The sequence below is a fragment of the Vibrio sp. S11_S32 genome, from assembly GCF_014694465.1.
Taxonomy (GTDB): domain Bacteria; phylum Pseudomonadota; class Gammaproteobacteria; order Enterobacterales; family Vibrionaceae; genus Vibrio; species Vibrio algicola.
This window is the reverse complement of sequence record NZ_JAAUWS010000032.1, coordinates 21,329-27,991: the sequence shown is the minus strand read 5'-3', so window position 1 is coordinate 27,991 and position 6,663 is coordinate 21,329. Positions and strand designations below refer to the sequence as shown.

8 protein-coding genes are annotated in these 6,663 nt (G+C 42.9%); 3 read left to right on the top strand and 5 right to left on the bottom strand.

The window, feature by feature from the left end:
- Nucleotides 1-424 precede the first annotated feature (424 nt).
- Nucleotides 425-964 (top strand): gamma carbonic anhydrase family protein, encoded by a 540-nt coding sequence (locus HC723_RS12815; protein ID WP_190339371.1) that lies wholly within the window; start codon nucleotides 425-427, stop codon nucleotides 962-964.
- Nucleotides 965-1,042: 78 nt separating this feature from the next.
- Here the strand turns inward: HC723_RS12815 and HC723_RS12810 are convergent, their stop codons facing one another.
- From HC723_RS12810 to HC723_RS12795, 4 genes are read right to left on the bottom strand one after another with little or no spacing between them, the layout of a single operon-like run.
- Nucleotides 1,043-1,303, bottom strand: a complete 261-nt coding sequence (locus HC723_RS12810; RefSeq protein WP_153448230.1) for a DUF1488 domain-containing protein — start codon at nucleotides 1,301-1,303, stop codon at nucleotides 1,043-1,045.
- A gap of 12 nt (nucleotides 1,304-1,315) precedes the next feature.
- Nucleotides 1,316-2,143 carry a shikimate dehydrogenase gene (gene aroE / locus HC723_RS12805; RefSeq protein WP_190339370.1) on the bottom strand — a complete coding sequence of 276 codons (828 nt, stop codon included), beginning with the start codon at nucleotides 2,141-2,143 and terminating at the stop codon, nucleotides 1,316-1,318.
- Between the two features lie 50 nt (nucleotides 2,144-2,193).
- Entirely contained in the window at nucleotides 2,194-3,096 is a 903-nt protein-coding gene (gene hemF / locus HC723_RS12800; protein WP_190339369.1) for an oxygen-dependent coproporphyrinogen oxidase, read from the bottom strand.
- A 1-nt stretch (nucleotide 3,097) separates the two neighbouring features.
- Nucleotides 3,098-3,655 (bottom strand): Sua5/YciO/YrdC/YwlC family protein, encoded by a 558-nt coding sequence (locus HC723_RS12795; protein ID WP_153448043.1) that lies wholly within the window; start codon nucleotides 3,653-3,655, stop codon nucleotides 3,098-3,100.
- Between the two features lie 194 nt (nucleotides 3,656-3,849).
- Between HC723_RS12795 and purE the strand changes: the two genes are divergently transcribed.
- Both purE and HC723_RS12785 read left to right on the top strand, forming a co-directional pair.
- Nucleotides 3,850-4,335: a 5-(carboxyamino)imidazole ribonucleotide mutase gene (gene purE, locus HC723_RS12790; protein ID WP_153448044.1), complete on the top strand. Its 486-nt coding sequence runs from the start codon at nucleotides 3,850-3,852 to the stop codon at nucleotides 4,333-4,335.
- 4 nt (nucleotides 4,336-4,339) lie between these two features.
- The gene (locus HC723_RS12785) at nucleotides 4,340-5,476 is read left to right on the top strand and encodes a 5-(carboxyamino)imidazole ribonucleotide synthase (RefSeq protein ID WP_153448045.1); all 1,137 of its coding nucleotides are present in this window, start codon (nucleotides 4,340-4,342) and stop codon (nucleotides 5,474-5,476) included.
- Nucleotides 5,477-5,994: 518 nt separating this feature from the next.
- Here the strand turns inward: HC723_RS12785 and HC723_RS12780 are convergent.
- On the bottom strand, nucleotides 5,995-6,621 hold the full coding sequence (locus tag HC723_RS12780) for a DNA topoisomerase family protein (RefSeq protein ID WP_190339368.1): 627 nt from the start codon (nucleotides 6,619-6,621) through the stop codon (nucleotides 5,995-5,997).
- Nucleotides 6,622-6,663: the final 42 nt, after the last annotated feature.

Genomic DNA, 6,663 nt, shown 5'->3' with positions numbered 1-6,663 from the left:
TTCAATTTGGTCACTCAGTTCATTGAAATCATTTTTGCTTCCTAAGAAGCTTTATTGATTATCATCAACGAGTGCCCACACAGATTGATAGGTTTAAATTGTTAAAGAGCAACTGTTCGTGCGACTTACGTCTCGTCGAACAGGGCAGCCATTTTAACGATTTGATTGAGCGTGTCAAACACTTTCTTCAATCTTTTTTCGTTAACCTCTTTGAGAAGGTTATGACCTCTGACTCGTTGCGGCCGTTAGGCTGTGTGCTCCGTGTCAGTGAGGTCGCATTATAGAGATCACCGTCACATTGGCAAGGGCTTTTTTCTACTTTTTTTGACTTTTTTGATCGTTTGGTTGGTTTTTCAGCAAAAACGGCTATTAAGGTTAGTTTTCATGCTATTTTCCCCTTGTTATTACCAACTAAGGAGTCGAGATGAATAATATTCGCAGCTATAAAGGAATTAAACCCCAGCTAGAAACGGGTGTTTATGTTGATGAGACTTCAATTTTAGTTGGAGAAATCACAATTGGGCAAGATTCAAGTGTTTGGCCATTAGTTGCCGCACGTGGTGATGTTAATCATATTCACATCGGCCAACGGACCAATGTACAAGATGGTAGCATTTTGCATGTCACTCATAAAAATGACGACAACCCACACGGCTTTCCGCTTATTATTGGTAACAATGTCACCATTGGGCACAAAGTAATGCTGCATGGTTGCACTATTCATGATCGTGTTTTAGTTGGTATGGGGTCGATTATTCTCGATGGTGCCATCATTGAATCGGATGTCGTCATTGGAGCCGGCAGCTTAGTGCCTCCCAATAAGCGATTAGAGAGTGGTTACCTTTATATAGGCAGCCCTGTTAAGCAAGCTCGCGCCTTATCAGATCAAGAAAGCGCATTTTTATTAAAATCAGCCGATAACTATGTTGCCACTAAAAATGACTACCTCAATGACATAAAATAGTCATACCAATGCCATAAATTTAATGATCGTTCAAAATTGATCAAATACTAAATGGAATTGGTAATCAATTTGCATTCTTTAGCCTAGTTCGATTTCTCCTGCTAGGTTAAACAATTCTTCTTCTATTGCTTGTTCAGCTAAATCTTCTAAATCAAAACGCAATGAATCAAATACGGATAACACCTGCGCGGAATCGACTTTATAACCAATTAGCTGAGATAGCTTTTCAATAGAGACAATGCATTCGATCAATTGTCCCGCTTGTTGAGCAGGAAAACTCACCACTTGACGCTCAGGATGCCAAGTTTGGAGATCGGCAAATAATATATTCTGGTTCATCATTTATTCCATTTAACAGGCGAGATTCTTACGCAGCTCGCGTAATACTTGTCGTACACTCGGTCTTAAAGCACGCCATAACATAAAACTTTCTGCCGCCTGACCCACTAACATCCCCAAACCATCATAAGCATGAGTGACACCATTGTGTTTTGCCCAATCATTGAAGTGGGTTTTGCCTGCTCCATAGCTCATATCATAGCTAACGCTTTGTGGGCTAAAAATAGCCGAACTGATTTCAGGCAAACCGCCCGCTAACCCTGCCGAGGTTGAGTTGATAATAATATCAAACGAGCAATCAATCTCTTCCATAGGTTTTGCTACCACATTGCCGTACTCACTAAAGGTTTTTGCAAGTTGCTGTGCTTTTTCCAAGGTGCGATTAACAATGACTATTTGATCTGGGCTTTGATCGAGTAAAGGCTTTAATACCCCTCTTGCCGCCCCACCCGCGCCAAGTAACAATATTTTGGCACCTTGCAATTGAGCTTGATATTGAAGCAAGTCTTGTACTAGCCCTTCACCATCGGTGTTATCACCAATAATTTGTCCATCATCTAGCTTCTTTAATGTATTCACCGCTTGAGCTAATTGCGCCCGCTCCGTTAATCTGTCGGCAAACTTAAAGGCATCCAACTTAAACGGTGCGGTCACATTACAACCACGCCCTCCTTGTGAAAAAAAGGTGGTCGCAGCTAATTGAAAGCCATCTGCCGGCGCTTCAATAATGCCGTATTCCATTGGTTGATTGGTTTGGCGTGCAAATAGAGTATGGATAAAGGGGGATTTACTGTGTTTGATTGGGTTACCAAACACGGCATATTGATCAAGTTGGCTCATATTGGCGATATCCTTGTCTAGCTAATAAATAATAACGGCACCGCTATTTATCACCAATCCCTTGGTTGTAAATAGTGTTGGTATAAATCGTCTTCTGCTGATTGTGTTTGCGGTGAATAGTCGTATTCCCAGCGCGCTAATGGTGGCATCGACATTAGAATAGACTCGGTACGCCCACCACTTTGTAATCCAAATAAAGTGCCCCGGTCATAAACTAAGTTAAATTCAACGTAACGTCCGCGACGATACAATTGGAACTGGCGCTCACGATCACTATATTGATGATCTTTTCTTTTATCGACAATAGGAAGATAAGCTTGAGTAAAACCATTACCGACGGCTTGCATATAGGCAAAACTGCGTTCAAAGCTTAACTGATTAAAGTCATCGAAGAATAATCCTCCCACTCCACGAGTCTCGTTACGATGAGGCAAAAAGAAATAACGATCACACCATGCTTTATGCTGGCTATACATATCATCGCCAAAAGGAGCACAAATTGCCTTTGCGGTATCATGCCAATGCTGACAGTCCTGCTCAAAAGGATAAAACGGCGTTAAATCAAACCCACCACCAAACCACCAGATAGGGGCTTCACCTTCTTTTTCCGCAATAAAGAAGCGTACATTCGCATGTGAGGTTGGGATATAAGGATTTTTAGGATGTAAAACTAATGACACCCCCAGAGCTTCAAACTTGCGTCCCGCTAACTCTGGTCGATGTGCAGTAGCAGAAGCGGGCATCTTATCGCCAAACACATGCGAGAAATTTACCCCTCCTTGTTCAAATACTTTCCCATCTTTGAGTACGCGGCTGCGACCACCCCCGCCTAATTCACGTTGCCAAGCATCTTCAACAAAAGATTGACCATCTACCCACTCTAATTGCTGACAAATAGAATCTTGCAGTTGCATCAAAAATGTCTTTACCGCGTGTTTATTAACCTGTTCCATCCTATCCCACTCTTAATATGTTGCCGGTGATCGCATCTCTGATTTCCGTTGGTTGAGTTCGACCACCGGTTTTCCCCGCTAAAATGGCCGTTAAATATTGCCCTAGCTGTTGTTCAACTTCTTCGGTGGTTCGACATGGATCTAAACCGGTTAAATTGGCGCTGGTTGAGGTCAACGGTTTACCAAACGCTAAGCACAGTTTTTGCACTTGCGGATGGTCAGTAACCCGCACTGCAATCGAGTTAAATTGACCAGTAAGATGAGAAGAAACGTTAGGCTTAACCGGAACGACCCAAGTTACCGCCCCAGGCCAAGTCGCCAACATAGTTTGACGCTGCATTTCGGTTAATTGCTCTTCATCTATATAAGGTAAGAGTTGTTGATAATTAGCCGCAATTAATATCAACCCTTTTTCAATTGGACGTTGCTTCAACGCTAATAGTTTATCAATTGCTGCATTATTATCAGGATCGCACCCAACCCCGAAAACCCCTTCGGTTGGGTAGGCAATCACGTCACCTTTATTGAGTGTTTCAATCACTCGCGCAAAATTATCCAACCGATCGTCCTTTTCTGCTCATTAGCAATACATAAAGTGTTTAACCATAGACTAAATGATTTTCACCTCTAAATGCTACTCTAGAATGAAATACCTGACGCAAACGTTTTCCTTGGGGTGATTTCTCCGTATAATACGACCACGTTTGTTTTTTCATATTGTCTCGCAACCAAGAAGTACAACAGGAGTATTCGATGAAAGTTGGAATTATCATGGGTTCTAAGTCCGATTGGCCAACCATGAAATTGGCGGCTGAAATGTTAGACCGCTTTAATGTCCCTTATGAAACAAAAGTGGTTTCTGCTCACCGAACTCCTCATCTACTCAGCGAATATGCAGAAAGCGCCAAAGCACGCGGATTAAAAGTGATTATTGCGGGTGCCGGTGGTGCCGCTCACCTTCCAGGCATGACCGCCGCCTTTACCAGCCTTCCAGTGTTAGGGGTTCCGGTTCAATCTCGCGCGCTTTCTGGTGTTGATTCTTTATATTCGATTGTACAAATGCCAAAAGGTATTGCGGTTGGCACCTTGGCGATTGGTGAAGCAGGCGCAGCCAATGCCGGTATTTTAGCGGCGCAGATCATTGGTATCCACGATCAAGCGGTAATGGCTGAAGTAGAAGCTTTCCGTAAAGAACAAACCGATACTGTACTCGCCAATCCAAATCCAGCAGAGGATTAATCCAATGGCAGATAAGCACGTTTTAGTTTTAGGTGCTGGCCAATTGGCTCGCATGATGTCTTTAGCGGGTGCGCCACTTAATATCGATGTTTCAGCGTTTGATGTTGGCAGTGAAAAGATTGTTCACCCGCTCACCCAAAATGTCATTGGTCATGGGCTCAATAATGCCATTGCCAAAGCCGATGTGATCACCGCTGAATTTGAACACATCCCCCACTCTATTTTAGATATTTGCCAACAAAGCGGTAAATTTCGACCAACAACCCAAGCGATTAAAGCCGGTGGTGATCGTCGCATTGAAAAGCAATTGTTAGACAATGCTAATGTCGCCAATGCCAAATATGCCATCATAACCAATCGCAGCGAGTTCGATGATGCTATTACTTATGTCGGTTTGCCTATGGTATTGAAAACCGCACTAGGTGGTTACGATGGCAAAGGACAATGGCGTTTAAAAGAGACGACAGATATTGATGCTACTTGGCATGAAATGCAGCAAAGCTTAACCGCAACCAAACATCAAGCGATTGTGGCTGAAGAATTTGTTCCGTTTCAGCGTGAAGTATCATTGGTCGGGGCTCGTCGCGCCAATGGTGAGATTGCCGTTTACCCATTAGCCGAGAATGTTCATGTCGATGGCGTGTTAAGTTTATCCACTGCGATTGATGAGCCTAAACTGCAACAACAAGCGCAGCAGATGTTCAGTGCGATTGCACAGCAACTAGATTACGTTGGGGTATTGGCGATTGAGTTCTTTGATTTAGATGGCACATTATTGGTCAATGAAATTGCCCCACGGGTGCACAATTCAGGTCACTGGACTCAACAAGGCGCAGAAGTGTGTCAATTTGAAAACCATTTGCGAGCTGTGTGCGATATGCCACTGGGGAGCACTCAAGCGATCCGCCACGCCGCGATGATCAATATTTTAGGTCAAGATTCGCTACCGAAAGAAGTGCTGGCAATGCCAAATTGTCATATTCACTGGTATGGCAAAGAAAAGCGTACCGGGCGTAAAATGGGTCACATTAATGTATGTGGCAACAGTCATGCTGAATTATGCCAAGCATTAAAAACCTTAATTAAGGTATTAGATGAAGCTCAATTTCCACAACTCAAACAGCATATCAACCAGTTGTGAGTTTAAGGTGATTCAAGCTATACCGTTTCAAGATGATATTTTCTAAGCATATTATTCATGGAGAAAAGTGTCAAAAGTGCATGGATGCACTTTTCCAAGTGCCCACGGATGGTTTAAACGCTTTTTCGGAATGGATAATAGGGTTAGGAAGCTTGCTAGGGGCTGTTGATCTTTCGTGGTTGTTTTTGCTGCGAATTACTGGGTTTTTATACAAGAAAGAGGCTTTGTGGTGTAGCTGGCTACACGAAAAGCCGATGACGAAGTAGAAAAGACCAACAAACGCAGCCCGAAGGGTTCGGCTAAAAGCCTTTTACTCTTCGTTAAGTCTCATTTACTTAGAATAACTAGGCTTCAATCGACTTGCCTCGATTTAAAGGCTTTTATCTCGAACAAAATTTAATCACGAAAGATCAACAGCCCCTAGTATTAACACTCAAAATATAAAAGCTTAAAGACCCACTTAATTAAAGTGGGTCTTTTTTATTTTATCGAATTTAAGTTTGTTGTTGCTATTAGAATTACGATTGCTGATGCTGACACTTACGATTAGCGCACAGAATTTTAACCCCTGAAGCGAGTTTTTTTTCCACCAGCAAAGGAAAGCCACATTGCTCACAACTGCCGATCACAGGCGGTAAATTGATCGAGAATTTGCATTTCGGATAAGCATTACAAGCATAAAAGCTTTTACCATAGCGAGATTGGCGTTCCACCAAATTGCCTGCATCTTTGGCCGTCGCGTGGCTTTGCAAACATTCAGGACACGGAATATTGGCTTGAGGCGCTTGATTAGGCTCGGGTTGATCCATCGAAGCAATATGATGACACTGCGGAAACCGACTGCACCCAATAAACATACCATAGCGACCTTGACGCAACACCAACTCACCTTGCAAGGCGGCATCTTCTTTCTGGGCACATTCAGGGCAAGCAACCCCTAATTCTTTAACAATATGGCCATCATTTTGATGCAATGGCCGAATGTAGTCACATTGTGGATATTGTTTACAACCAAGAAAAGGACCATGCTTACCATGACGCAAGTGCAATTCGCCTTGCAGGGTATCGCCACATTGTGGGCATACCTCGTGCTCTAACCCATGCTCATGATTAGAAAATAGTTGCGTGTCGATTTTACTACTCATACTTAACTCAAGATAATTAATATTGCAGTGATGTGATAAGTG

What these genes read in the sequence shown, in the direction of transcription:
- purE (WP_153448044.1), top strand. Translation starts at nt 3,850, where the DNA reads ATGAAAGTTGGAATTATCATGGGTTCTAAGTCCGATTGGCCAACCATG.
- HC723_RS12780 (WP_190339368.1), bottom strand. Translation starts at nt 6,621, where the DNA reads ATGAGTAGTAAAATCGACACGCAACTATTTTCTAATCATGAGCATGGG.
- HC723_RS12785 (WP_153448045.1), top strand. Translation starts at nt 4,340, where the DNA reads ATGGCAGATAAGCACGTTTTAGTTTTAGGTGCTGGCCAATTGGCTCGC.
- aroE (WP_190339370.1), bottom strand. Translation starts at nt 2,143, where the DNA reads ATGAGCCAACTTGATCAATATGCCGTGTTTGGTAACCCAATCAAACAC.
- hemF (WP_190339369.1), bottom strand. Translation starts at nt 3,096, where the DNA reads ATGGAACAGGTTAATAAACACGCGGTAAAGACATTTTTGATGCAACTG.
- HC723_RS12810 (WP_153448230.1), bottom strand. Translation starts at nt 1,303, where the DNA reads ATGAACCAGAATATATTATTTGCCGATCTCCAAACTTGGCATCCTGAG.
- HC723_RS12815 (WP_190339371.1), top strand. Translation starts at nt 425, where the DNA reads ATGAATAATATTCGCAGCTATAAAGGAATTAAACCCCAGCTAGAAACG.